We start from the raw sequence: 22,998 nt of genomic DNA on the forward strand, positions 1-22,998 counted from the left end.
TGAGAAACGGAACCGCTCTTACGTAACTTCCGTTTTTGTCATTGCTAAATATCCATATGAATCAAGTGATCCGCAATGGTGTCGGTAGTAATGATGGAGTCAATCAGTTGATTTTTACAAGCATAATAGATTCCTTGCCATTTCGCATCATCATAAGCAATAGCGATGGTTTCAGGAATTGCTTTAAGCTCTTCAAGACTTAGGCCAACCACATGCTTATTGATTGGATGATTTACTTCTTGCCCATCTTTATCATAAAAACGGGAGTTGATGTCCCCAACTGCACCAATCCCTCTTAATTGTGCCATTTCTTTTTTATTAGTATACCCGATTTCTTCCATCGTGTTGAAATGATCAGGGGAGGAGATACCGACAAGTGCTAATTCGACTTTTTTGGCTTCAGAGAGAATTTTATCAATGTAGATATTACCTTCAAATTCTTGACGAATTATCTCATTAGAAACCAGTGCTGGAGTGTAAAGATATTTTGAAGAACCACGTGTCTTTCGAGCAAATTCATGGCAAAGTTGATTGGAGTGGATATCAAAATGATCATATCCCATGCCGCCGATTAATGGAATGAATGTTGTATCAGGATAATTCTCAAATGGAAATTGAGTAACTAAGCTTTTGATTGACTTTCCCCATGAAATCCCGATTGTTTTCGCAGCTGCAATCTTATCTTTTAAAGAAATTGATGCAATTTGTCCAACCATTTTCTCGATTTCTGGATAAGATAGATTAGTTGTGTCCACCACTTTAACAAAAGATAAGGCAAATTTTTTCTCTAGTTCGGTTTCTAATTCAATGGCATAGATATTTTCACTATTAATAAAAAATTCAATGAAACCTGCTTTTCGAGCATCAATTAACCATTTAGAAATGAGTGAACGAGAGACTCCCATTTTCTTAGCAATCTGTGCTTGTGTCAGACCTTCTTTATAATATAAAGTTGCTACTTTCACCATGTTTCTTTCTTCAGATTTACTCATTTTTTCCTCCAATTGATCGTTTCACTCCAGTTATTCACTTCACTTAAATAGATCAAGTCGATCGGGTAATCATAACTGTCATACATTTAATAAAAAACATTTCCATTTTTAGTGTACTTTATTTTTTCAAAAAAATCAATTGACATTAATTTTGTCAAATGATATATTCTTGGTGTGATATCATATGACAAATGAATTGTCTTTTGATATAAGCGCGCAATTTGATCTTAAAAGGAGGAATGGGATTTGAATTTTCTGGTGAAGTTGTCAGATGGCTTTATGGGAATGTTTCAAGCTGGAGCAGATACTTTTGTTGGATTTTTAACGACGATCGTTCCGCTGTTGATTTCTTTGATTCTTTTTGTAAACGCTCTAATAAAAATTATCGGAGAAAAAAGAGTATTTGGATTCATGCAACGATGTACGAAATTCACGTTATTACGCTATACATTGATTCCGTTTTTAGCGTGTTTCTTTTTAACAAATCCAATGTGTTATACATTTGGACGATTTTTAAAAGAAGAACACAAGGCAGCTTACTATGATGCAACGGTGTCAATGCTTCATCCCATCGTGGGATTATTTCCTCATGCAAATTCAGCTGAACTATTTGTTTATCTTGGTGTGGCAGCTGGCTTTGGTAAAGTGGGAAATCAAAGTGAATTAGGTCTAAGGTATTTACTAGCTGCTTTTATGATTATCTTAGTACGAGGAATCATTACAGAAAAAATTGCTCGTTTCTTAACACAAAGAGAAGCAAAAAAAACAACAGAAGCATAGACGAAACTGAGAATGGAGGTAGAGATGGAAGCGAAAAAACTAATTATCCATAAAGGAAATGGTGGCTGGGGAGGACCATTAACCATTCCGTTAAATGATGAACGTAAGAAGTACGTTATCAGCGTAACCGGTGGGGGCATTCATCCCGTCGCTGAAAAGATTGCGGAATTAGCTGGGGTAACAGCGGTTGATGCATTTAAAAATCCAGTGGAAAAAGAAGAAACCTTGTGTGCAGTCATTGATTGTGGCGGAACAGCACGCTGTGGAACGTATCCAAGAATGAAGATCCCAACAATCAACGTAAAATTGCAAGCGCCTTCTGGGCCGTTGGCGAAATTTATGACAGGAGATATTTTTGTTTCAGGAACAACGATTACAAACATAGAAATTATTAGTGAGAGCGAAGCTGCACAAGTACATAATAAAGAAGATAAGAATGAAAAAACATCAAATATCAACACAAATAAACCGGAAACAACTACAGAAATAACAAAAGAAACCACTGAAAAGAAAAATCATAGCAATAAAAAAGGTGGGATTTTTGGCTTGATCGATACCATCGGACGTGGTGCGGGGAGCTTTATCAATATCATGTATCAAGCAGGGCGTGAAACGATCGATACCGTGCTAACAAATATTATTCCATTTATGGCTTTTGTTGCAACTTTGATTGGTATTATCAACTATACAGGAATTGGGGATATTATTGCGAAGATTTTGTCACCTTTAGGCGGTAGCTTACTTGGCTTAGTTCTATTAGGTGCTATTACTAGTTTGCCGTTTTTATCTCCTTTATTAGCACCAGGGGCGGTGATTGCTTCGGTGATTGGTTTATTGATCGGAACAGAGATCGCTAATGGTACAATCCCGCCACATTACGCTCTACCAGCACTGTTTGCTATCAATTCACAAGTTGGCTGTGATTTTGCACCTGTAGGAATGACTTTGGGAGAAGCAAAACCAGAAACGATTTCTAATGGTGTGCCAGCTGTGTTGTTTTCGCGAATTTTAACTGGTCCGATCGCAGTTATCATTGCGTATGCTTTTTCAATTGGATTATAGAATAGGAGTGAAAAAATGCAACCTAAAAACATAACGTTTGGCTATTTAGCTGAGAAGAAGAATGCAAAGATCAAGGAAATACCGATGCCTGAATTGGCAGAAGATGAATTGTTAGTAAAACAAGAAGCTTGTAACATTTGTACAACTGACTATCAACAATGGTTAGGACTTAGAGAACATCAAGGCTATCCTATGGCTGGCGGACATGAATGTTCAGGAATTGTCATAGCAAAAGGCAAAGCTGTCGGCGATACCTACCAGATCGGCGATCGAGTCAGTGTACTTTATGATTATTGTGGTTACTGTGATGAGTGTAAATTTGGTGAAATTACGAATTGTGAAAACAAACGGCAATTTGGAAAGAATTATTCAAAAGAGTTTTATGGGATTTTTGGATTTGCGAATTATTTTGTTCGTAAAGCCAAGAGCTTCGTCAAGATGAGACCAACTTTATCTGCCTCAGAAGCTGCTTTTGTCGAACCCTTATCCTCCGTCGTTCAAAATATGAAAAAATTACGAATAGTGCCTGGGAAAGAAACGATCGTGATCATCGGTGGAGGAACAATGGGACTTCTTAATGGACTAACAGCACGAGCAATGGGCGCAAGGGTCATTATTTCTGAGGTCATGCCTAAAAAGTTAGCTCTAATCAAGGAATTAGGGTTTGAAGCGATTGATGCAAGTCAAACCGATCCAGTCCAAAAAGTCAAAGAACTCACAAATGGGAGAGGGGCTGACAGCGTTATTGTCGCAGTTGGATCAACTTTGGCGATGAATCAATCCCTTGAGATGGTGAAAGAAAAAGATGGGAAAATCTCGATTTATGCTGCGGGTTATCCTGCGCCTGAAATGGCTATCCAGCCAAATACGATTCATTATATGCGTCTCGAAGTGATCGGTACGTATGCTTCCACATTAGAAGATTTTTATGACGCAGCTACACTCCTGAATGAAGGACGAGTGGATGTATCAAAATTGATCGAAACCAAAGTTCCATTAATGGATATTCAAAAAGCATTCGAGATCGCTAGCACCCCAGGAAGCTACCGGGTATCAGTTGTATTAAATGAGGAGGGGAATAAAGAATGATCAAATGTTTAGCAATCGCAGATTTATTTATCAATCGAGAAATGATGGAAGAAGGCTTAAAAGATTTAGCTACAAAAGGAATTTCTGTAGACATCAAAGAATGGCGGCATTCTGATTTAGATAGTCTGCAAAAAGATAATATCAAGATTGAAAAACATGGGTGTGATGCAGTCGAATTACCAGAGTATCTCTTAGAAAATATTGAAGAGTATCAGTGGATCATTACTCAATTTGCACCGATTGGTAAAAAAGTGATCGAACGGGCGGAAAATTTGGAATTAGTTGGCGTACTGCGAGCAGGTACAGAAAATGTCGCTGTTAGCTATGCCGAAGAAAAAGGAATTGCTGTTTATAATACTCCTGGCAGAAGTAAGACTAGTGTGTCGGAATTTACTGTTGGTTTGATTTTGACAGAAATTCGAAATATCGCACGAGGAAATCAAAAATTAAGAGAGCATCAGTGGCAAAAGTACTATCCTAATGGGCTATTAGCACCTGAATTAAAAGAGTCAACGATTGGTTTAATTGGTTATGGCGAAATTGGCCAACGAGTTGCTCATTTGTTGCGACCTTTTGGATGTAACATTCTTTTCTTTGATGATTATTTTGATGGTACGTCCCCTGATACTCAAGTTAGCTTAGAGGAACTTGTGGAAAAAGCAGATATCTTTTCGATGCATTATCGATTGACTCCTCAAACAAAACATATGATCAATGAGTCGCATTTCAAGAAAATGAAACCTTCTGCTGTTTTCATCAATAGTGCCCGTGCTGGATTAGTCAATGAACAAGATTTGATTCAAGCATTAAGAAACAAAGAGATTACGGGAGCGGCAGTGGATGTTTTTGAACAGGAACCATTACCCGCAGACCATCCTTATCTAACATTAGATAATCTCACGATCACTCCTCATATTGCGGGCTCGACAATTGGTAATTTTGCCAATTCGCCTAAAATATTAGTGAACCGAATCTTTAGAGAATATTTATAAAAAAACATAAAAAATTGAATGAGTGGAGGAAATACATAAGATGACTTTATATGGTGAATTACAATTAAGAGAAAAAACAGGAAATCCAATCAAAGTGGGTGTAATTGGTGCAGGACAAATGGGCAGGGGAATGATTGCACAAATAGCGTCAATTCCAGGGATGATCGTAACAGGGATCAGCGACTTGTCCCTTGATTATGCACAAAAAGCGAAAGAAGCGTATCTAGCTTCGGCAAAAGTTAAAAATGATGTCCTTATTTCAACAGATGCTAAAGAAATTATTCACTCTGATTGGAATGAAGTAATCGTAGATGCTACTGGTGTACCTGAAGCAGGAGCAAAAATTGCGCTTGAAGCGTTATTAGCAAAAAAACATCTTGTCTTATTAAATGTTGAAATCGATATCACTATTGGACCTTTGATGCATAAACTCTATGATTCAGCAGGGTTGATCTATACTGGATCAGATGGCGATGAACCTGCAGCAACCACCGAATTATTTGAATTTGCTTCGTCTATGGGGATGGAAGTCTTAGTTGCGGGAAAAGGGAAGAATAATCAATTGAATATTTCCGCAAATCCGGCAACTGCTGAAAAAGAAGCTCAGAAAAAACAAATGGCTCCTCATATGCTAGCTGCTTTCCAAGATGGAACAAAAACAATGGCTGAAATGAATCTTTTATCAAATGCGATTGGCTATATCCCTGACAAGGTAGGTATGCATGGTTTGAAAGGGGATCTAGATTCTGTCATTACTTCGTTAGATTTAAAAGAAAATGGTGGGGTCTTATCTCAATTTGGTGTAGTGGAATATGTGGATGGTTTAGCGCCAGGCGTCTTTGTTATCGTTAAGGGGCAAAATAGCGAAGTAGCTGAAGAAATGAATTACTTGATGAAGAAAGGGGAACGGGATCATCATATCTTATATCGCCCGTATCATTTAGCAAGTTTAGAAACACCAATTACGATTGCAAAAGCTGTCTTACAACAAGATCATGCCATTGTTCCATTAGGCGCCCCAATTTCAGAAACCGTTGCGGTAGCGAAAAAAGATATTCAACCTGGGGATCATTTAGATGGAATCGGTGGTTTTTGTGTCCGAGGAGTACTTGAGACCCACGAAGAAATGAAGCGAGAGGGACATATCCCGATCGGACTGATCTCTGGAGAAGTAGTAGCAAAACGTTTTATACGGGCGGGTTCTTTCTTAACTGAAGATGACGTTGAACTAGATGCCAGTACCACTGTTTGGCAGTTACGTCATTTACAAGATACGACGTTATCATAGAAGGAGGAGAAAACCATGCACACAACAAAGATTGTTGAGGTTGGTTCTTTAGTGGAAGAATTTGCGGCAGAGTACTTAATGATTCTTTTCGGACAACAGGTACCACCTGAATTAAAAGACATCTGTGTGGTTCATAACAATCATGAAACGGCTAAAAATGTCATCAAAACAGGGGATATACTGACCATCGGCAACCAAGAATATCAAATCAAAGAAGTTGGCAGTGAAGCCAATCATAACTTTGAAACCCTTGGACATATCTCCATTTATTTCCGCACAGGAGAAAACGAAGTTTTGCCAGGAGCAATCGTTGTAGAGCCTCAAATCTTTCCAGAGTTTGCGATTGGAGATACCATTCGATTTGGAGAATCACAATAAGAAGCTGTTAGTTAGAAATAAATAGATGGAATCACTGTTGTTCGTGAAAAAGAACAAATGAGGTTGGTGGTATATCCTTCGATAAAAACTATACCAGAAATAAAAACTAACTCTGCCTCGTGAAAATTTAGGTAGAGTTAGTTTTTGTTTGATAACAGTTATCGTTTTTTCTTTTTTACAATATACAGTAAAAAGACAATAATGAGGACGAGAGCGAAAATAATACCTCCAGCTAGCCAAAGGAGCCAATTGTTTTGCGGCTCATCCTTTGTAGTAGATATATTTTGTTCATTATAAGTTGCAGCTGTTTTTTGCGAAATAGTAAAATTTATCTTTTGCTGCCAATTGATTTCCTTGTTTTTGACATTCGTCATTAGCTGATAGGTTCCTGGTTCGAATTCTTTTCCTTCTAAAAAAATCAAATAGTCCGTGCCGCTGTTAGGGGCGAACGAAATGGGCTGGGTCCCAGTTAGTACTGGGGTTTGTTGTTGTTCTTTTTTGATCTCATAGTGTATACGAGCACTAGATAGATAAGCAGCATTAGTATTTTCCAAAGTTGCTTTGATGGCATTTCTCTGGTTGATTTGGGTAGGTGCTGCTTTTTTTAGTTCTAAGTTCGGTTGGATTTTGTTTAGTTGTGTTTTAAGTAAGACAGCAATCTCCCGAGAAAAAACATGTTGAATATTTCCTTGTATATCTTTTTTTGGTTCTTCTTGGAGGTAGAGCCCACCCGCAATTACTCCATCAAAATCTTTTTCTGGCATTTTGATGGTTAAAGGAATCTTTTTTTGTTCATGTCCCGCAAGAGTAAACTTTTGCTTATCAACAGAAACAATTTTCTCGATATCAATGGGCAAATTATTAGGACGATCTTGATTTCTACCAGAATATTCAACAACACCTAGTTGATTAGTCTTTGCACGATTAAAGGACGGAATGATCGTGATCTCAGTTTCTTTTAGATTCGTGACTAAGACATTCAAAGTCGATTCCTGTCCAGGTTTTAGTTGTAGATCAAAATAATTGTCGTTTGTTGATGGTGTTGATTCATTGCCTTGCATTTGTGCATCAAAACTTTGTAAGGATTCGCCGTAGACGGTAAGATTTCCCATCAGTAGAAAGAAGAAGGGTAGTATCCAAAACCACTTTTTCACGATCATTCCTCCTTTCTTAGTTGGTTGGACTGGATGAGAAAGTCCAATTTAATGTAGTAGTATATTGTTCGGCTACTTTATTTGTATTCGCTGGAACAGATAAGCTGAATTGATTAATCGCTAGTGCAGTATCGCCCGAGTTTTGACCTGCGGTTGCATCTAAAATCGTAGCATCTTGATTGAATACTTGGATCGCTAATTCATCGTTTTCATAGGCACTGGTAGGGGCTAACCCTAAGTTATTTGTAAGTGCGCCAAAAGATAAATTGAGCTGTGCACCTGATAGCTCAACATCATCCGCTGTTTTGAACTGGTCAGTTTGAGATAACTTGACTGTCCATGTAGCTGCAGGATTTCCTCGGTTGTCTCGAACTGCTACGGTTCCAGTAGTAGGTGTAGAGCCGGTTTGTTCACCTGTAGCAGTAGCAATCCAGTTTTCAGCAGCTGCAGTTTGCAGGGGATGATCCCCAAAGTCTAAATTAGTTGGTATACCGCCAGCATAGTCAAATTCAAGTGCGCCTTCCACATAGGCCACTTCTCCTTGGGTTTGTGAATCAGCAAAAACGAGAGAACTTGAAAACAAGCTGATTCCCAAGACAAAAAAAGATAACGTTTTCTTTTTCATTTCTTCTTCCTCCTAAATAAATTACGGTGTATCCGATAAGAGCCATTCCACCATTGTTTGGTAGGTTCCCTTTGTTTTCAGACTTTCTTTGGGAACCGCTAATGAAAACTGATTGATTGCTAATTGGACTTGACCAGGATCAGTTACACCATTTAATTTGAGTAATGTTTGTTGCGTGCCTATAGATAGAGGGACCATTTGATTAGCAGTACTTGTGATCCCAGTGATAGGAAAGGTAGTTGTTAAATCTGCTGTTGAGATTTGTAATTGGGACGTTAATTGATTGGTTCCGTTTTGCCAAGGACTAAGTTGTTGGACTTTTATTTGCCAATTTTTTACAACTGTCCGTGTATCAGTAATCGAAATTGACCCGGTAGTTACTTGATTGTTATTGGTGGCTACTAAGTGCTCATCCTGTTGGGTCTGGATCAAGTGCTGACCAAAGTTCAAGTGAGTCGGCAAGCTTGTGCTCTGCCAGGTGAGTGCTCCAGCTGAAAAATAAACAGGTGTTGTACCAGTAGTAGTTCCTAACTGAATCGTCGACTGATCTGTTTGAATAAAACCGCCCTTAAAATTAGCTGTTAGATCTTGGGTCAATTTGGGCGAAGATAAAAGAAATGGTAGCGAAACACTCGTATTACCTAAAATCGAAGCAGCAACCAAATTTTTACTATTATCAGAAGTTGGTGAATTTAAACTCGTAATAAATTGAGACAAAGCTGTGACAAAGGGGGACAATAATGTTCCTAAAACAGTCCCAATCAGCGGTAAAGCTTGGACGATCGTTAATAAATTTTGAATCCGATTTTTTAATGTCGTTGTCAGGATGGGTAATAGCCCTTGACTAATCGCTACGCCATACTGAGTGCTCGACCGTGGGACGATAGCTAGAGTAAGATTCTGGGCACCAAAAGTTTCCGAACGTAATTCTGACAATGCCTGATTAACCGCTGTTTTATTTTGTGTGGAAACTAAAGGTGAGTTGACGATCAACGAAATCACAGAGGTTATGGTCGGCAAAATCAATTGTAAAGGGGACTGACTAAGTGGCACAGTAACAGTAGTTTGAACAGTCGCATTCCCATTAGGTTGGATATACCCGACCATTTCAGTCGGTGCTTCTAAAATGGCATATTTATCGCCAGTTGTGATAACCCCAGCGCTGATGCCATTTTTTCCTTCAATGAGAAAAGTGACAGGGACATTTACTCGGTTTAAAAAAGGCGCATTTGGACTGGTTTGACTGTTATTAGTTGCGGTAGTCGTACCAAATAAATTTAACGAAACTGCTTGAACAACATTTGTTTGTGCAAGCACTGACAGAAGTGTCAATAACAGAAAGATTACTTGTTGAATCTGTTTTCTTTTTTTGTGAAGCATCGTGCCCCCTCCCTAATGAGTGAACCATATTAACTCGACAAAAAATTGGCGAACGCTAAAATGATTGCAACTCTGATTAATTAAACTATAGCAATTTTTCGGAAATCTAGCTAATCAAAAACTCATTTTTTTCTAATTTTTATAATAGAAATCCATATTCTACAGTTTTTTCAAATGAGGAATATTTCTATTTATCTTTAATATGATGCGTTTATAATGAGGGGGAGCCAAGAAGGATTTTCCAAAATGAAAGTTAAAAGAGATGATTTGAGAAAAATGGATAGTTGGATCTAGCACTTACATTCATTTTTCTGTTTCGTGAGTAGAGGTCGAAACAAAAAAATACGCTCCAAAAATTGTCGTTTTCACGTACAACCTTTGGAGCGTACCTCATTATAGAGTCTTTGAAAAAGAGACTTTGAAAAAATAATCCGATGCATCACAACCTTGGTCCAATATTAGTTAACCGAAAGCGAAGAAAGCCAACTTTTTGCGGCAATTAATTCAGCCTTTGTTAATTGATGACCAGTAAACGTTTCTTGGAATGTGAGGTGAGCTTTTTGCATTTCAAAATCTTTGATCAGATTCGTAATCGCTACAGAGGAGACGATTGGATCGGTCTTGCTGTAAGAAAGCCAGATCTGAGTATCAGTCATTATTTTTGCTGGATAATTGACGTTTAAAGACATTGGATGAAAAAGGATTCCTTTTCGCAGCTCAGTATTTCTCGATAATAGCAAGTGAGCAGCGATATTCGCTCCATTGGAATAGCCTACGATCACCCAGTCATGTAACGAGATGTTTTCTTTTTGGCTAACTGCTGAGATTTTATGATACAGAAGCGCTGTTTCTTCTGCTAAACTCTGGTAATCGAATTGATTCAACCCATTCCGTCGAAAGAAGCGATTCATTCCGTCTTCTTTGATTGAACCACGAAATGAAAGAATCGTAGCATCCGGTTCAAGGAACTGGACGGTTTCAAGTAAAGAATATTCATCGCCACCTGTACCATGAAGAAGGAGTAAATTTCTACTTGTTTGTTTTCCCGCTTGAAAAAAATATTCCATGATTTGACCTCTTTTTCTTGAAAGATATGCTTCTTGGAATCGAATGTCTGGATAGAAAGAAGATCATTCTCGTTGTTGGTTGGCATCCTGAGTATCGAAGGGACGAATGTACGCTTCGATTTCTTCTCTTTTACTTTCGAGTTGTGGTGGGAGTGATAGTTTTTCGCCAGCTGTATCTGCTGATTCATCTCCAAAAAAACCAGGTCCATCTGTTGCTAATTCAAAGAGAACGTGGGTGGCAGCTAAGAAGTATTCTGATTGGAAGTAGAAGCGATCCACAAACCCTGAACTTGGTACGTTTATCTGATTGATCACATGTATCCAGTGACGTAAGGCTTCTTCATCAGCGACACGCAAGGCAAGGTGATGGATATTGCCGAATCCTTCGATTGCTTTTGGTAAATCTGCTCGCTGTTCAACAATGATGCTTGCTCCATTACCGCCTTGACCGACTTCAAAGAGCGAAAAAGCTCCTGTTTGATCAGTAAGTTTAAACTCTAAAGTCTGTTCTAATAGTAACTGTAATGGTTCCATTTGACTCACTCGGACAAAAACTGGTCCCAAGCCTGTAATTGCATATTCTGATGGAATATTGCTGTTCTTCCAAGGAGTACCACCAGCAACACCTGTATTGTTTTCATCAGAAATCAATTGATAGAATTGATGATCAAAGTCTTCAAACTCCAGATATTTTTTTGAAAAACGTTCCTTGATCGCAGAGTGAAGAACATTCTTTTCTTCAAAGCGTTTGAACCAATAAGTCAATGCTTCATCAGTTGGTACTCGAAAGGACACTCTAGAAATCGTATCCGTTCCTTTACTTCCTTGAGGTTGATTAGGAAAAGCGAAAAAAGTCATGTCAGTTCCAGGGGAGCCGTATTCATCTGTAAAATAAAGGTGATACGTTTCGATATCATCTTGGTTGATCGTTTTTTTTACTAAGCGCATTCCTAAAATATCCGTAAAAAAACGATAAATTTTAGTGGGACTTGAAGTCATAGCGGTAACATGGTGGATGCCTTTGATTTGAGTATCCATGAGAGTTCCTCCTTTGCACTTACAAAAAGTAAGCGTTGTGTTAATTACAGTATAGTGAGTGGGAACGTTTCTGGCAATTATTCTGTTTGACTCCGCTCTTTTGTAAACATCAAAAAATCCGTTTCACAATAGTTTCCTATTTTTGAAACGGATTTTTTTAGTTTGAACGGACATCAAGTAAGGAATAGTTGCGGACATCAAACCGATTTCTACTAGATGAATATTCGATGGGCTGACCATCTTTTAGATAAACGACTTGTTGCACATCCAAAACAGGATCTATTTCCGAACAATTCAAGTATTCCTGATCAAAGTGCGTACTTTTATCTGCTGAAATTGCTCGATAGGCGCCTGCAAAATGAAGATTTAGATCTTGGTGCAAGTAATCATAGATAGAAGAAAGCAGATGTTCTTTTTTTAGCCCTGGAACTAAATGTACAGGCATAAATGTATGTTCCAAAATATAAGGTTCGTTGTCTAAAATTCGTAAACGGTGAATATTATAAACCGGTTGTTCGGCACCAATCATTAATTTTTCTTGAATAAATGGGTTCGGAAACTCGACATCAAATTGAATGATTTGACTCGTCAGTGAACGATGACGACGCTTCATTTGATGGCTGAGTCCCTCATACTCATTGGCAGGGGAGGTATCTTTCTCGATAAAAGGATGATCTAAAATTTTGGTTCCAGCCCCTCTTTGCGAATAAACTAATCCTTCCATAGCCAGAATATTGATGGCTTTTTTGATGGTCATTCGACTTGCGCCAAATTCTTCGACTAAAGTGATCTGATTAGGCAAAAAGCTGTTTGGTGGATATTCTTTTGAACGGATTCTTTCCCTTAAAACATTTGCGATTTCTTCATATTTTGGCACGTTATTCACCTCGTATTGAGTATAACGAAAGTTATTTCGTTCGACAAGAAAGAAATAACGAAGTTTAGTTGTTGAATCACTCATTTCAATGAAACAAGCATGAACAAATCAATTCACATCATTCCATGTTTTGACTGTTCATGCTAGATTATAAAATTTGCTTAATCTCTATTAGAAAGAAGATGATTTGCTTCACAGGTGAGTAGATAAGGCTTTACACAACGTCTAAATCAGGTTGTTTATCTAATACTTTTAAGAATGGGTACCAAATAAAAGCGACGATCACAAAATCGACTACTTGTAAGAGACCGCCTAGCCATGAATTGGTAGCTAAAACACCACTAGCAATGATCGGCACAGTCCACGGAACTGAAACACCTGTAGGCGGAGGAACGATGCCAGCTGCCATCATCAAGTAGTTGAACGTTGTCACGACCAAAGGAGCAACGACCCAAGGAATCAAAATGGTTGCGTTCAATACGATTGGTAGACCAAAAATCGCAGGTTCATTGACATTGAAGATTCCAGGTGCTAGCGCTAAACGACCAACATCACGGTATTGTTTTTTCTTCAAGACAAAAGCCATCAATAATACTACTGCTAACGTCATTCCAGAGCCACCGATACCAACGGTAAAGGTTTCCATAAATGGTTTTGTGATGATATGTGGTAGTTCTTTCCCATGCTGATAAGCTTCTAAATTATCAAGCATCAATGTATTCCAGATAGGGTCCATAACAGAATTAACAATAATTTGACCGTGAAGACCAAAGAACCACAAAAATTGAACAAAGAATAAGGCAATCAACGTGGCAGGTAAACTACTACCTAAACCAGTTAGAGGTTTTTGGATAACTTCATAGACTAAGTCATGAAGGTTCGCATTGAATACGCCAGTCATGACAGCGTTGATGATCAAGAAAACAGTCAATGTGACTACAGCTGGAATCAAAGCGGCAAAAGATTTCGTTACTGCAGGTGGTACGCCATCAGGCATTTTAATTTGCCAACCACGTTTGGTGATTCGACAGTAGATTTCCGCAGCTAAAAAGGCAGCAATCATTCCAATGAACATTCCTTTAGCACCTAGACGATCAAGTGATAGGACACCCGAAACTTCTTCACCACCAGCTGTTGTCATCACAAAAGGTGTGAGAATCAAAAAGCTTGCGAATGAAACAGCGCCACCAAAAATACCTTCTACATCATATGATTTTGATAAATAATAGCCGATACCAAATGTAACAAAAACGGACATGATACTCATCGTCGCATTTTGACCATTGCCAAAAAGGGTGCTTAACGTGCCTTTGGTACCATCACTGAAGAACGGTAGATTATTCACAACGACCACAATTGATCCAAACATTGTTAGCGGAAATGACAACATAAATGCATCCCGTAACACAGTTAAGTAACGGTTTTGCCCTAAAAGATTGGCTAAGGGCATAATTTTTTGAGAAAGTTTATCCATAAAACCATTCATTTTTTTCACCTCAAATTTATTTTGCAATCGATTACAAACGTAGTATAACGTCTGTCTGTTTAAATGTCTAGTCATTTTTATCAAAAGTATTGATTTATTTTTAGTGATTGTTTATGATTACGGTAATTACTAAAAGAATTGAGGGATTATGAAATGAAACACTACGATTTTCCAAAGAATTTTTGGTGGGGAACCGCCGCAAGTGGACCACAAACAGAAGGCAGAATCAAAGGAGATGGGAAAGGAGAAAACATTTGGGACTATTGGTATGATCTAGAGCCAGAAAAATTTTTCAATCAAGTTGGTCCTGAGAAAACCTCTCAAGTTTACACGAAATATCGAGAAGACGTTCAATTGATGAAAGAGACAGGTCATAATACTTTCCGAACATCCATTCAATGGAGTCGTCTATTCCCTAAAGGAAAAGGAGAAGTGAATCAACAGGCTGTATCATTTTACCGTTCATATTTTACAGAATTACTGGAGCAGGGAATTGAACCATTTGTCAATTTATATCATTTTGATATGCCTTTAGAATTACAACAAACAGGTGGCTGGTTGTCTCGTGATACGGTTGACGCCTATGTGGCCTATGCAAAAACCTGTTTTGAGTTATTTGGGGATTTAGTAAAGAAATGGTTTACCCATAATGAACCGATTGTTCCAGTAGAAGGCGGTTATCTCTATCAGTTCCATTATCCTAACCATATCAATCTAAAAGAGGCTATTCAAGTTGGTTTCCACGAAAATTTGGCAAGTGCCAAAGCAATTGAAGCCTATCATAAGATGGGACAAAAAGGAGAAATTGGAATCATTTTGAATTTAACTCCTAGCTACCCGAGAGACGAAACAAACCCTGAGGATGTCAAGGCTGCTAGAATCGCTGATGCTTTTTTCAATCGTTCTTTTCTTGATCCTGCAGTAAAAGGAGAGCTTCCATCAGAGTTGGTTGCTATTGTGAAAGAATTAGCGATAATGCCAGAGATGGGGCCCGATGACTTAACGATTATCAAAGAAAATACGATTGATCTATTAGGAATCAATTATTATCAACCTCGGAGAATCAAGGCAAAAGAAACACCGATTGATCATCAGAATGGACCAATGCCAGAAGATTATTTTGATTATTATGATATGCCTAATAAAAAAATGAATATCTATCGTGGTTGGGAAATTTATGAAAAAGGGATCTATGATATCTTGACGAATACGAGAGAGAACTATGGCAATATCAAATGTTATATCTCTGAAAATGGTATGGGTGTAGAAGGGGAAGAACGTTTCATTAACTCGGAAGGCGTAATTGAAGATGATTATCGGATCACTTTTGTCACAGACCATCTGAAATATGTGCATCAGGCAATCCAGGAAGGAACGAATTGTGTGGGTTACCACATGTGGACTTGCATGGATAACTGGTCTTGGACGAACGCTTATAAAAACCGTTATGGACTGATTGCTGTCGATCTAAACAAAGACGGTAAACGGACGATTAAAAAGTCGGGCCATTGGTTTAAAACCGTAGCCATGAAAAATGGGTTTGAAGCCTAAAAAGGTTTGTAAATAGTTTTTAGAATAAAAACGAATGAAACTGGGACAAAAAGTTGTGAAGTACAAAGGTCATAATCGCAATAAACGATTTTATTATTTTTACCAATCTTCAGAAATTTCAGCTTATCGGCTTATTTCTTGAGAATAAAAACTTTTTGTCTCAATTTCATTGGTTTATTACATAAAAAATGGTAGATACAATACTAAAAAGCAGTGTGAACCGACACAGTTATCCATACTAGTAAGAACAAGGATACGAGTGATTAAAATTTGTTGCAATTTACAAAAACGGACGATAAAGAAAAGGAGATCGAATGGAAAAAAACGAAGGTTTATTTAATGTATATTTTAAAGCAGATCGAGTGGACTATGGAAAAAATGGCTATGAATCTATCAATTTAAAGAATAACCCGAATTTGATGTCAGATAGTATTTATTTATATAATCTTTTATTCATGAATAAGCCGGCATTTGCTCCAAGGGATTGGGAACAACACCAAGTTAACTTTGAAAGATATGTTATGCCACGTTTAACTTTGAACGAACAAGCAATAGTCAGTGAATGGATAAATACTCTTCATAAAAATGAATTGTTAAAGTACAGATCTTTAGAGGGAATGGCGAAAACTTACGTTACTTTTCATAAGCTGTTAAAAAAAATAACTAATGAAGCGGACCAAGCTTTTGAAGATCAGTTTAAAGATGTTCAGTCATTAGATCAGCAATCACGAAAGAAAACAATCGATATCTACAGTTTTTATCATAAGATTTCTAATGAAAAAACAGCAGAATCAACTAAAAGACTGGAAGCACAGGTCAATGATTTGTTGATCAAACCGATGGTAAATAAAGGTGAGACTAGCCCTACTTGGTTTAATGATTTAGTGAGAGCAGTTATGGTTCTGGATCGAGAGATAGAGTCAGAGAAACTAAAAACAAAAATATTTACTGAAATAAAAAAATCCGGTAATCAACCCGTTCTTGAAGAAAAATGGGATTCATTCATCAAAAACCATGCGATTCCACGCCTGAAAAAAAATACCGGTTTGGATGAAGTCTATTATGAATTATCTCAAACAATCAATGTTTTGAACAAGAAAATTAAGGTATCTGTAGAAGAAGCACAGTCTGTTTCTTCTGTTTTTTATAATAAAATATTTCCCAATTTACTCCGTTTGCCTGACATGTCTCATCTGGAAAAAATAGCAATTTATGAAATTTATATCGATGAAAGTAACTTATTACCGAAAACCAAAAATAAAATAAAAAAAACTTTGGAGAAAAATTTATTAAAAAAAGAAACTTGAAGAAGTCAAGCTTTTAAAAAAACAAAATATTCAGATGATAGAAGAGATAGAACCGCATGATTTATTAGCCCTTGAAGAAATACAGCGAGGAAAGCAAAAAGCAACAGTAGATTTTTTTACAGCTATTTATAAAAAGTATGGTGCATTAAATAGAACAACAATGACTAGAGAAAAATATTTAAGTGAAGAAGTACAGCGAGGAAAGCAAAAAGCAACGGGGGATCTTTTTACAGTTATTTATGAAAAGAATGGTGCATTGAATAGAACAGCAATTTCTAGAGAAGCGAAGAAATATTTAAGCAAAGTAGGCTATTTAGAATTTGAATTTATAGTACATAATAGTGAACAAAAAAATCATATAATAAAACAAGAATCCACTTCTTTAAGTGTACTTAAATCTATGCTTAAACGGAAAGATTTATCTCCTTATGCAGTGAAAGCTTATTGTTTAGCCTATTTAGAAGAGCGACAACTGGGAAGCAATATCAAAAAACTTTGGAGAAAACCTTTTTTGAAAGATTTAACACCAGAAGAGATTAAAGTAGTGGAGAATCTAGTTTCTGAAAAAAGATTATGTCTACAATTGGGGAAGGAAGTAGGGCCAGAACTTGCAGTCAGATATGAAAGAAGCAATCAAGATAATCAAGTAGAACGACTGAAATTGTTCAATGAAATGGATCAAAAGGTTTTTTCAGTGACTTGTCGCCAATTCATCAAAGAGCAAGCTAAAAAAAGGTTAAGTGAAGAAAACTATGTTCGATATAAAGTAACTCGAATGGTACGAGCTGTAGAGAGAAAAAAAGCGTTACAGAGAGAGGATAAAACAGAATTTCTTGATCAATTTATTAGAAATGTAAATTTATCCCCTAACGAAATTAGAGCTTATTGTTTAGCTTATTTAGAAGAGCGACAAATAAACCGAAATAGCAAAGAAAAGTTTAAAAACACTTTTTTGAACGGTTTAACACCAGAAAATATTATAGAAGTGATGGATCTAGTTTCAGAAAAAAGATTATATTTACAATTAGGAAAAGAAGTAGGTCCAGAACTTGCAACTAAGCTTGACAATAGCAAGGAAAGCAACCAAGTAGTCCTATCTCAATTGTTCAAAGAGATGGATCAAAAAGCTTTTTCAGTGACTTGTCGCCAATTCATCAAAGAGCAAGCTAAAAAACATTTAAGTAAAGCAAACTATGTGAGATTTGAAATAGGTCACGTGATACGAGAGGGAGAGAGTAAAAAAAATTTACAGGAATGGGAAAAAACAGATTTTCTTAATTCATTTCTAAGTCGCGAAAATTTATCTCCTAACGAAATTAGAGCTTATGAGTTAGCTTATCTAGAAATGAAATACGAACCACTTAGCCAAATGAATAGTTGGAAAAAGAGTTTACAACAATATTTTGAGAAAAACTTAACAAGTGAAGAAAGAAATGAAGTGCAAGCCTTAGTTCCTCAAAAAATAGTTCTTATCCAATTGTCAAAAGAGCTAGATTTAAAAAACGTATTCCAGCTTGAAGAAATACAGCAAGGAAAACAAGAAGGAAGGCTTGGTTTTTTCACAGATATTTATGAAAAATCCTTTTCAACGACTAACCAAGAATACATCAAAACACAAGCAAAAATATGTTTAAGTCCTGCTAACCATGCTGAATTTGCAGTGAAAAGTCAGATGCAAGATGCATTGAGAGAAAAAGGATTAAAGCTAGCGAATATTAAGTTTAGCGAAGATAAAATTCGGGTGTTTCTTGACCAGAAAATGCAATCACCACTTGAAATTAGAGCGTATTACTTAGCCTGTATAGAAGAACAAGTGATACCAATGGATATCAAAAAAAGTTTGATACACGCTTTGAAAAAAGATTTAACTGTAGACGAAAATCTGAAATTGTCAGAACTCATTTCAGAACAACAAAGACTTATCCACTTGTCTGAAGAAATAGGCCCAGAACGTACATTGGAATTCTTAAAAATAAAAAAAGAAAACAAAGCAGCAACAATTGATTTCTTTACAGATTTATATAACAACGTATCTTCCTATACCCAACAATGGATAAAAGAACAGGCATCGTTACATTTAAATCAAAAAGAACATTTAGAGTTTACTAAAAAAATCAAACTAAAAGAAATAATCAAAGAAGGTGGGCCTGATTTAAAAGCATCTGCAGTCTATACCCAACGTAAACGAGCATTCGAAAAAGCAATGAGTCTTCCAGTCATTGAAGAGTTGCAAGTGAGAAACGGGCTGCAACAAGTCAATGCTAATCTTATAGATCCTCTTGAACTTAGGCGATTAAACAAGGAACAACTAATCGATTCTTTGGTCAAAGTCCAAGTGAGATTTCCACATTGGGAACAACGTTTAAAAGATCAAGCAATCGACCGCTCCATCTCGCATTTAAACGATTTAGAAAAAAAAGAGATCAAGACTTCTTTAAAAGTTGAAGAATTGAAAGGATTTTTAAATAAAGTTAAGTTTCATGATTCTGATGGATTTAGCTTAATTTGGGGTTATGCTAAATTTCACGTTGACAATGATCGTAGAATTATTAAACTCCAAAAAATTAAAGAACAACTAGATGAGATCGCGCCAGCCAATTTACTTCAGCCAGTTGTTGTAAAAATATTAACGAACAATAAGTGTGATTATCAAGATCTAAAACTAAGAGAAGCTATTGTGTCCTATGATGAAACAGCGATAGAAATCAATCGTCAATTAAAAAGTGAATTTAACGCAATGGGTGTAAGGTTTAAAGAGGTAGGTAGAAACCAAATACTAAGAAGAATATTCAAAAATCTTGATAAGGGACTAAAGTCAGAAAAAGAACAAATTGCGGAGGTTCTGTCAGATTCCAACTTACACTATAATAATTTACTAAATACATTGCTCGTTCAGTTTGAAAAGAAGGTACATGAGTATATTCCATATTTAGATACGTTGATTCAAAAGGATTATGAGGATAAAGGTGACGTGTCATTAACGAATAAAAGGATTTTAAAACTTGTAGAAAACGAACCGGGCCTTAAAGATTTACTCGTTTGTTGCCAAAATATGCTGCCTTCTTATCCTTTAAAAAATTATGCTCAGACGATTCCAATGGTGTCTACCTATTTTGCCAATTTAGCGCATCAAATTGAGGAAACATATCAAAGTCCAGGAAAAAAATTAGCAAAGCAAATTTTCATGCTAGGGAAACTGGATCCATTATATTGTGCAAAAATGATTCAGTACTTGAGCGCACAATACACTAATAAGCAACCTAACCCTTTACCAATACATCCAAATATTTTAATACAAAATAAAATGGAGAAGATAGTAGAAAGCTATCATGACCTATACCCACTTCCGTCCATGCGTAGCGAATTGACTGGCAAAAAAGTAGTTAATAAAGTAGCTAATGAAGTAGTTGGAAATGTTGAAAGGCCAATCTCAACACCAATCATAGAGCAATCAAGTCAGCCGTTTGATTGGGATCCTTTTGTCATTTTAAATCAAGAAGTAAGTCCGACTGAAACAGCTAAGGCAATTGTTGCGTTTCACAATAAATACCATGATCTAGAGATGACTAAGCAGTTTACAGCTTTTGTAACGAAACCAAGGCTTGAGAGAGAAAAAGACAAAACCAATACAACTAAAGAAGAAAGTCTCAAAGAAGTTGCCTATCAAGAATTTCTTAAGAAAAAAAAGAGCTATAAAAAATCAAAAAATTCCGCTGGAAGAGAGATTGCTCATAAAGAAATGGAACTAGCATTAAAAAAATATCAGCATGTCGTGCAAAAAAAACAAGATCAAAAAGAATGTGCGAACAATATGGAGAATCAAGAATTAGTTCGAGCAGGTGTGTATTTGACTCAACAATTACAGTCAGATGAGCTGACGAATTATCTGGTGGAACGAATGATTGCTCCTGAAACCAGTTCTCCTGAAAATAGGAGACCCGCTAATGTTCAATTGCAATATTTTATTAAAGAATTAGTACATGATTTAAATACAGCAACAGAAAGAGAAGCGGCAATTCAAACGATCATGCAACCCTATTTAAGTGTGGAAGAAAGACAAAAGTTTTATGCTTTTATGAAGCAGGATACGTATCTTCAACAGTTTCTTAAGCAAGAAAACCTATCGAAAATTGAATTAAAAGCATGTGTTAGTGCTTGCCTACATAAAAGTGATTTGCCATTTAAAGAACAAGTGGATCAGAAACTAGATGTTTTTTTAACAGACAAGGAACAACGTCAGTTGAAAGAAATGGTTAGTCAAAAAGAGATAGTACGTGTCTTAGCAGAACAACGGGATTATGAAACAGCAGTGAAATTTGAAAAGGTATTAAAGAAAGAAGAAGTAGGTGAGATAAATTGGCTAGTATCCATTTATAATGATACGCCATTCCTATTAATAAAAGAATCAATTACATCACTGATTGATTCTTCTTTTAATGAAGCAGATCGTATGCAATTTTATAATAAAATTAACTCTAACCATAAGCTGAAAGACCTTAGCAAACAAGTGTCTCTTACTACAGCAGAAGGAGAAAATTCTCGGTCAAACAAGGAAGACCTGTTTTCGTTAGTTTCTGCAATCAGTCCAGAAGTTGCAGAGAGGATAGAAGCAACTAACTTAAAACGATTGCCATTAATTGCTGAAATAAAAGACAATCTAGAAGAGAAAGGGATCAAGTATTATCTTCCTGAAATAATCAAAGAAATTGGAAAGATAGATTGGAACAACCATCAGGGAAATTCTGAAAATGAATTAATAAAAGAAAAATTGAAACAAGTAAGCATAACTTGTTCAGATGAGCAAATAGAAAATTGGAGAGATATATTTTTTGATAACTTTATAGAAGGCATAAGGATAGGGGATTTAAATGAACAAAAAGAAATATATCCTTTAAGTGGAATGGGAGTAACATTTAACACAACTATTGAAAAAATAAACGAACTTTTAAAGAAAAAATATGAGGAACAAATGAATCAAGTGGAAAGCCCATCAATGAAGAAATCTTTAGATGAGGCAAAAGACAACTTAATCGAAGAGATTGAACAATCTGTGCGTATGATTAACCCAAACGATAAAAAAAGGACTATAGAAGATCAATTTGTTGAAAATTTTACTCGTTGCAGCATTCAAAAGTATGGAGGAAAAGGTTTCCCAGTCAAAAATATTTTAGAGGAATCACCTACATTGAAAAAGGTATTGTTAAAAAAATTACCCACTATTAATCTTTCTTACCCTATTGAATTACGTAAGCTAATCAATGAATGGTATGAAAATACCCCATTCTCTCCATTTTTAAAAGAATATAATGAAACAGAACAAGAAAGAATCCAAGTTGAGAAATCCATTTACAAATTATTTTATAATGATGACAATTATTGTGCAGAAAATATGCGTGTAATGCTTGTCGATTATGCGGGTATATCGGTAAGTTTAGACCCAAGAGATAGAGAAATGTATGGTTATCCCCTAAGAAAGAAGGCAGAATCAGTACTAGTGGGCTATAAAGAAGTAATGAAAAAACAAGGTATATCAAAGATACTTCCGAAAGAATTACAAGAATTGCAGAAAAACATTCCTGGGCAAACAAAAAGTACTATGATCTCATTTGATTTTATCACGCAAAATGATCAATCAGTGAAGGGCAATCAAAGAACGCAAGTTAGCATGCAACAAATAATGGAAAAAGCAGGAAATTGCTCTACTAATTCACCATTGGTACCAGAAAGAACACACGGCACGTCAATAAAGAGAGGTGAAAGCACAAATGAGAGGAGCATGCCTAACGATAGACAATTATCAGAAAAACTTAGTTATAATCGATGAATTTGGAAATCATCTTTCTTGAGTTCAGTATCCTTCCTGATTGCCATCTAACTTGAAGAAAAAGTCAGTCAATCTATTGATTGATAGAAAATTAGATAGATAAAAACA

17 protein-coding genes are annotated in these 22,998 nt (G+C 36.4%); 9 read left to right on the plus strand and 8 right to left on the minus strand.

The window, feature by feature from the left end:
* Positions 1 to 44: 44 nt before the first annotated feature.
* Positions 45 to 992, minus strand: coding sequence for a sugar-binding transcriptional regulator (locus tag IGJ11_RS04500; protein ID WP_081128757.1), 948 nt, complete (start codon positions 990 to 992; stop codon positions 45 to 47).
* Positions 993 to 1,238: 246 nt separating this feature from the next.
* On the opposite strand from IGJ11_RS04500, the gene srlA reads away from it, so the two are divergent.
* Genes srlA through IGJ11_RS04530 form a run of 6 tightly spaced genes read left to right on the plus strand, consistent with a single transcriptional unit; the run spans position 1,239 to position 6,581 of the window.
* Complete coding sequence (gene srlA, locus IGJ11_RS04505; protein ID WP_010737301.1) at positions 1,239 to 1,772, plus strand: PTS glucitol/sorbitol transporter subunit IIC; 534 nt, start codon at positions 1,239 to 1,241, stop codon at positions 1,770 to 1,772.
* Between the two features lie 24 nt (positions 1,773 to 1,796).
* The gene (srlE, locus tag IGJ11_RS04510; RefSeq protein WP_207432486.1) at positions 1,797 to 2,834 is read left to right on the plus strand and encodes a PTS glucitol/sorbitol transporter subunit IIB; all 1,038 of its coding nucleotides are present in this window, start codon (positions 1,797 to 1,799) and stop codon (positions 2,832 to 2,834) included.
* A gap of 15 nt (positions 2,835 to 2,849) precedes the next feature.
* Positions 2,850 to 3,923 carry a zinc-binding dehydrogenase gene (locus tag IGJ11_RS04515; RefSeq protein WP_207432484.1) on the plus strand — a complete coding sequence of 358 codons (1,074 nt, stop codon included), beginning with the start codon at positions 2,850 to 2,852 and terminating at the stop codon, positions 3,921 to 3,923.
* Positions 3,920 to 4,915: a 2-hydroxyacid dehydrogenase gene (locus IGJ11_RS04520; RefSeq protein WP_207432482.1), complete on the plus strand. Its 996-nt coding sequence runs from the start codon at positions 3,920 to 3,922 to the stop codon at positions 4,913 to 4,915. Before IGJ11_RS04515 ends, IGJ11_RS04520 begins: the two co-directional genes overlap by 4 nt.
* A 40-nt stretch (positions 4,916 to 4,955) precedes the next feature.
* Positions 4,956 to 6,203 (plus strand): NAD(P)H-dependent oxidoreductase, encoded by a 1,248-nt coding sequence (locus tag IGJ11_RS04525; RefSeq protein ID WP_034867482.1) that lies wholly within the window; start codon positions 4,956 to 4,958, stop codon positions 6,201 to 6,203.
* Between the two features lie 15 nt (positions 6,204 to 6,218).
* Entirely contained in the window at positions 6,219 to 6,581 is a 363-nt protein-coding gene (locus IGJ11_RS04530; RefSeq protein WP_063626862.1) for a PTS glucitol/sorbitol transporter subunit IIA, read from the plus strand.
* Positions 6,582 to 6,739: 158 nt separating this feature from the next.
* Here IGJ11_RS04530 and IGJ11_RS04535 read toward each other — a convergent pair whose 3' ends face one another.
* The 7 genes from IGJ11_RS04535 to celB form a co-directional block, all read right to left on the minus strand.
* On the minus strand, positions 6,740 to 7,735 hold the full coding sequence (locus IGJ11_RS04535; RefSeq protein ID WP_178286473.1) for a DUF916 and DUF3324 domain-containing protein: 996 nt from the start codon (positions 7,733 to 7,735) through the stop codon (positions 6,740 to 6,742).
* 16 nt (positions 7,736 to 7,751) lie between these two features.
* Complete coding sequence (locus tag IGJ11_RS04540) at positions 7,752 to 8,360, minus strand: WxL domain-containing protein (RefSeq protein ID WP_010719619.1); 609 nt, start codon at positions 8,358 to 8,360, stop codon at positions 7,752 to 7,754.
* Positions 8,361 to 8,381: 21 nt separating this feature from the next.
* Positions 8,382 to 9,740 (minus strand): adhesive domain-containing protein, encoded by a 1,359-nt coding sequence (locus IGJ11_RS04545; RefSeq protein WP_063626866.1) that lies wholly within the window; start codon positions 9,738 to 9,740, stop codon positions 8,382 to 8,384.
* Positions 9,741 to 10,198: 458 nt separating this feature from the next.
* Positions 10,199 to 10,807 carry an alpha/beta hydrolase gene (locus IGJ11_RS04550; protein ID WP_063626868.1) on the minus strand — a complete coding sequence of 203 codons (609 nt, stop codon included), beginning with the start codon at positions 10,805 to 10,807 and terminating at the stop codon, positions 10,199 to 10,201.
* Between the two features lie 63 nt (positions 10,808 to 10,870).
* Complete coding sequence (locus IGJ11_RS04555) at positions 10,871 to 11,845, minus strand: VOC family protein (protein WP_034867486.1); 975 nt, start codon at positions 11,843 to 11,845, stop codon at positions 10,871 to 10,873.
* Between the two features lie 157 nt (positions 11,846 to 12,002).
* A complete protein-coding gene (locus tag IGJ11_RS04560) occupies positions 12,003 to 12,722 on the minus strand; it encodes a GntR family transcriptional regulator (protein ID WP_010719615.1) in 720 nt (239 codons plus the stop codon).
* 214 nt (positions 12,723 to 12,936) lie between these two features.
* On the minus strand, positions 12,937 to 14,208 hold the full coding sequence (celB, locus tag IGJ11_RS04565) for a PTS cellobiose transporter subunit IIC (protein ID WP_010719614.1): 1,272 nt from the start codon (positions 14,206 to 14,208) through the stop codon (positions 12,937 to 12,939).
* Between the two features lie 153 nt (positions 14,209 to 14,361).
* Between celB and IGJ11_RS04570 the strand changes: the two genes are divergently transcribed.
* The 3 genes from IGJ11_RS04570 (at position 14,362) to IGJ11_RS04580 (ending at position 22,890) form a co-directional block, all read left to right on the plus strand.
* On the plus strand, positions 14,362 to 15,759 hold the full coding sequence (locus tag IGJ11_RS04570; protein ID WP_207432478.1) for a glycoside hydrolase family 1 protein: 1,398 nt from the start codon (positions 14,362 to 14,364) through the stop codon (positions 15,757 to 15,759).
* Between the two features lie 314 nt (positions 15,760 to 16,073).
* Entirely contained in the window at positions 16,074 to 17,066 is a 993-nt protein-coding gene (locus tag IGJ11_RS04575; protein WP_251849639.1) for a hypothetical protein, read from the plus strand.
* Positions 17,067 to 17,100: 34 nt separating this feature from the next.
* Entirely contained in the window at positions 17,101 to 22,890 is a 5,790-nt protein-coding gene (locus IGJ11_RS04580; RefSeq protein WP_251849637.1) for a hypothetical protein, read from the plus strand.
* The last annotated feature ends 108 nt before the right edge of the window (positions 22,891 to 22,998 follow it).

Source organism: Enterococcus sp. DIV0691, assembly GCF_051711145.1.
GTDB lineage: Bacteria > Bacillota > Bacilli > Lactobacillales > Enterococcaceae > Enterococcus_B > Enterococcus_B hirae.

Bases quoted from the DNA above. Each gene is read 5' to 3' on its own strand.
- celB (WP_010719614.1), bottom strand. From the start codon at position 14,208: ATGAATGGTTTTATGGATAAACTTTCTCAAAAAATTATGCCCTTAGCC.
- IGJ11_RS04540 (WP_010719619.1), bottom strand. From the start codon at position 8,360: ATGAAAAAGAAAACGTTATCTTTTTTTGTCTTGGGAATCAGCTTGTTT.
- IGJ11_RS04530 (WP_063626862.1), top strand. From the start codon at position 6,219: ATGCACACAACAAAGATTGTTGAGGTTGGTTCTTTAGTGGAAGAATTT.
- IGJ11_RS04580 (WP_251849637.1), top strand. From the start codon at position 17,101: ATGATAGAAGAGATAGAACCGCATGATTTATTAGCCCTTGAAGAAATA.
- IGJ11_RS04545 (WP_063626866.1), bottom strand. From the start codon at position 9,740: ATGCTTCACAAAAAAAGAAAACAGATTCAACAAGTAATCTTTCTGTTA.
- IGJ11_RS04525 (WP_034867482.1), top strand. From the start codon at position 4,956: ATGACTTTATATGGTGAATTACAATTAAGAGAAAAAACAGGAAATCCA.
- IGJ11_RS04555 (WP_034867486.1), bottom strand. From the start codon at position 11,845: ATGGATACTCAAATCAAAGGCATCCACCATGTTACCGCTATGACTTCA.
- IGJ11_RS04575 (WP_251849639.1), top strand. From the start codon at position 16,074: ATGGAAAAAAACGAAGGTTTATTTAATGTATATTTTAAAGCAGATCGA.
- IGJ11_RS04570 (WP_207432478.1), top strand. From the start codon at position 14,362: ATGAAACACTACGATTTTCCAAAGAATTTTTGGTGGGGAACCGCCGCA.
- IGJ11_RS04550 (WP_063626868.1), bottom strand. From the start codon at position 10,807: ATGGAATATTTTTTTCAAGCGGGAAAACAAACAAGTAGAAATTTACTC.
- IGJ11_RS04515 (WP_207432484.1), top strand. From the start codon at position 2,850: ATGCAACCTAAAAACATAACGTTTGGCTATTTAGCTGAGAAGAAGAAT.
- IGJ11_RS04520 (WP_207432482.1), top strand. From the start codon at position 3,920: ATGATCAAATGTTTAGCAATCGCAGATTTATTTATCAATCGAGAAATG.
- srlE (WP_207432486.1), top strand. From the start codon at position 1,797: ATGGAAGCGAAAAAACTAATTATCCATAAAGGAAATGGTGGCTGGGGA.
- IGJ11_RS04500 (WP_081128757.1), bottom strand. From the start codon at position 992: ATGAGTAAATCTGAAGAAAGAAACATGGTGAAAGTAGCAACTTTATAT.